A 2,679-nucleotide genomic window follows, 5' to 3' on the forward strand; every position below is an offset into this window, starting at 1 on the left:
ATGTTATCGCACCAGCGAAAATCTTGAACGACTTTTCTAAAAACGCTGAAGCACTTGAAATCAAAGGTGGTGCAATCGAAGGCGCTGTCGCATCTAAAGAAGAGATTCTTGCTCTTGCAACTCTTCCAAACCGCGAAGGACTTCTTTCTATGCTCCTTTCTGTACTTCAAGCGCCAGTGCGCAACGTTGCTCTTGCAGTCAAAGCGGTTGCAGACAACAAAGAAGACGCAGCTTAATCTTAAGCTACGCAGCGTAGCCTAGCTACGAAAAATCTATTATAAATTTAAAAACATATTTGGAGGAAATAACAATGGCATTGAACATTGAAAACATTATTGCTGAAATTAAAGAAGCTTCAATCCTTGAATTGAACGACCTTGTAAAAGCTATCGAAGAAGAATTTGGTGTAACTGCAGCTGCTCCTGTAGCTGTTGCTGCAGCTGGTGCTGCTGACGCTGGTGCTGCTAAAGATTCATTCGACGTTGAATTGACATCTGCAGGCGACAAAAAAGTTGGCGTTATCAAAGTTGTTCGTGAAATCACAGGTCTTGGTCTTAAAGAAGCTAAAGAACTTGTTGACGGTGCACCAGCACTTGTTAAAGAAGGCGTTGCAACTGCAGAAGCTGAAGAAATCAAAGCTAAATTGGAAGAAGCTGGAGCTTCAGTTACTCTTAAATAATAGAGCGACTACATTAGTAGCTTAAAAACATGATTAAACCGCTATTCTTAGGAGTAGCGGTTTTTCTTTTTGTTCAAGAAGGGGCAAAAAAGGGGGCGGAGTAAGTAATACTCAATGAAAATCAAAGTGCAAACTAGGAAACTAGCCGCAGGCTGCTCAAAACACTGTTTTGAGGTTGTGGATGAAACTGACGAAGTCAGCTCAAAACACTGTTTTGAGGTTGTGGATGAAACTGACGAAGTCAGCTCAAAACACTGTTTTGAGGTTGTGGATAGAACTGACGAAGTCAGCTCAAAACACCGTTTTGAGGTTGCAGATAGAGCTGACGAAGTCAGTATCATATACATACGGTAAGGCGACGCTGACGTGGTTTGAAGAGATTTTCGAAAAGTATAAAATAGATTGAATTTAGAATAGTCCACTGAGTTTTATAAAACATTGTTAGAAATTGGTTTGAATTCCGTAATCAATTTGTTCGGTTTTTATTTCATTTAATTTAATTAAATTAGAATTTCCCAACTGTTTAACTCAACATAAAAATCCCCAATCGTAGTGATTGAGGATTGAGCAAATAAATCTTAAACAATACCTTGTACAATCATAGCGTTTGCTACATTTTCAAAGGCAGCAATGTTTGCTCCTGCAAGATAGTCTTTACCAAGACCATATGTTTCTGAAGTTGTTTTAGCTGTGTTGAAGATATTTGTCATGATGTCTTTGAGACGTCCATCAACTTCTTCACGAGTCCATGAGAGGCGAAGACTGTTTTGGCTCATTTCAAGAGCTGAAACGGCTACACCACCAGCGTTGGCAGCTTTTGCAGGTCCGTAGAAGATACCATTTTCTTTGTAAACTTTGATGGCATCAAGGTCGCTTGGCATGTTGGCACCTTCAGATACACAGATAACGCCTTGAGCAACCAAACGTTTAGCTGCTTCACCGTTGATTTCGTTTTGAGTCGCACATGGAAGAGCGATGTCATAGTTTCCAGCGTAAGTCCATACAGAACCTTCATGATAAGTAGCAGTTGTTTTCTCAGCTGCATACTCAGTCAAACGAGCGCGACGTTTTTCTTTAACATCAACCAATAGATCGAAGTCGATACCATTTTCATCGATGACATAACCATTCGAATCAGATACAGAGATAACAGTTGCACCGAGTTCAGTCGCTTTTTGAAGAGCGTATTGAGCAACGTTACCAGAACCTGAAATGACCACTTTCTTACCAGCGAAGCTGTTACCGTTAGCTTTAAGCATTTCTTCAGTGTAGTAAACCAAACCGTAACCAGTTGCTTCTGGACGAATCAAGCTACCACCAAATCCAAGAGGTTTACCAGTCAAGACACCAGCATCAAATTGATTAAGGCGTTTGTATTGACCGTAAAGATAACCAATCTCACGTCCACCAACACCGATATCACCAGCAGGTACGTCAAGTGATGGTCCGATGTGTTTTTGCAATTCAGTCATGAAGCTTTGGCAGAAGCGCATCACTTCAGCATCTGTTTTACCTTTAGGATCGAAGTCTGATCCACCTTTACCTCCACCGATAGGAAGTCCAGTCAAGACATTTTTAAAGATTTGTTCAAATCCGAGGAATTTCAAAATCCCTTGGTTTACAGTTGGGTGGAAACGAAGTCCGCCTTTGTATGGTCCAACAGCTGAGTTGAATTGAACACGGTAACCACGGTTTACTTGAACTTTTCCATCACGGTCAACCCAAGGAACACGGAAAGAAATCACGCGCTCAGGCTCAGTAATACGTGCCAAGATATTTTCTTCGATATACTCAGGGTGTTTTTCAAATACAGGTTCCAAAGTGTTGAAAAATTCTTCAACAGCTTGGAGGAATTCAGCCTCGTGCCCGTTACGAGCTTTTACAGTTTCAAACACGCTTTGGATATATTCTTTAGCAGATGTCATATCGTTCTCCTTTTATTGTCATATTTTATTACATGAGTCATTATAGCAGAATTTTTTTTCACTGTAAAGAAAAAA

General features: G+C 40.5%; 3 protein-coding genes and 1 pseudogene. 3 read left to right on the plus strand and 1 reads right to left on the minus strand.

Features of this window, described 5'->3' with window-relative positions:
• From SMIDD26_RS02645 to SMIDD26_RS12585, 3 genes and pseudogenes are all read left to right on the plus strand, one after another.
• Window positions 1–236, plus strand: a pseudogene (locus SMIDD26_RS02645) (50S ribosomal protein L10); the annotation flags it as partial.
• A 74-nt stretch (window positions 237–310) separates the two neighbouring features.
• Window positions 311–679, plus strand: a complete 369-nt coding sequence (rplL, locus tag SMIDD26_RS02650; protein ID WP_001196965.1) for a 50S ribosomal protein L7/L12 — start codon at window positions 311–313, stop codon at window positions 677–679.
• Window positions 680–793: 114 nt separating this feature from the next.
• Window positions 794–1,033 carry a hypothetical protein gene (locus SMIDD26_RS12585; protein WP_061438824.1) on the plus strand — a complete coding sequence of 80 codons (240 nt, stop codon included), beginning with the start codon at window positions 794–796 and terminating at the stop codon, window positions 1,031–1,033.
• A 224-nt stretch (window positions 1,034–1,257) separates the two neighbouring features.
• On the opposite strand, the gene gdhA is transcribed toward SMIDD26_RS12585, so the two are convergent.
• Window positions 1,258–2,604 carry an NADP-specific glutamate dehydrogenase gene (gene gdhA, locus SMIDD26_RS02660; RefSeq protein WP_061438825.1) on the minus strand — a complete coding sequence of 449 codons (1,347 nt, stop codon included), beginning with the start codon at window positions 2,602–2,604 and terminating at the stop codon, window positions 1,258–1,260.
• Between the last annotated feature and the right edge of the window lie 75 nt (window positions 2,605–2,679).

It is taken from the genome of Streptococcus mitis (assembly GCF_001579035.1).
Classification (GTDB): domain Bacteria; phylum Bacillota; class Bacilli; order Lactobacillales; family Streptococcaceae; genus Streptococcus; species Streptococcus mitis_J.

Excerpts from the sequence above, each read along its gene's own strand:
- rplL (WP_001196965.1), top strand. The coding sequence starts at position 311 with ATGGCATTGAACATTGAAAACATTATTGCTGAAATTAAAGAAGCTTCA.
- SMIDD26_RS12585 (WP_061438824.1), top strand. The coding sequence starts at position 794 with ATGAAAATCAAAGTGCAAACTAGGAAACTAGCCGCAGGCTGCTCAAAA.
- gdhA (WP_061438825.1), bottom strand. The coding sequence starts at position 2,604 with ATGACATCTGCTAAAGAATATATCCAAAGCGTGTTTGAAACTGTAAAA.